Here is a 301-nt window from a genome sequence, read left to right on the forward strand (position 1 = left end):
TCATTTGCTTGGTCAGGGATTGGACGTTTTGTTCTAGTTTGGACATCGTTTCCAGGTCCCGTTCCGTCTTGCGCCCGGAGGGATCCCCGATGGCCCCGGTCCCTTCCCCAATCAGGATCACCGGCTTGTGACCGGCTAATTGGAACCGCTTGAGCATCATGAAGGGAATTAAGTGGCCGATATGTAGACTGTCACCGGACGGGTCGGTCCCACAGTACAGGGCAATCTTCTTTTCTTCGGTCAGTTCCCGTAAGCCTTCTTCGTCGGTGGCTTGGTTTAAGGCCCCGCGCCACTTCAATTC

At 55.1% G+C, this 301-nt stretch carries 1 protein-coding gene; it reads right to left on the bottom strand.

Annotated elements, in window-relative coordinates:
* Positions 1 to 301, bottom strand: a 301-nt coding sequence (tyrS, locus tag ACXIUA_RS02640) for a tyrosine--tRNA ligase (RefSeq protein WP_457976059.1), incomplete at both ends; no start/stop codon positions are given.

The organism is Corynebacterium sp. UMB8791, from assembly GCF_054166365.1.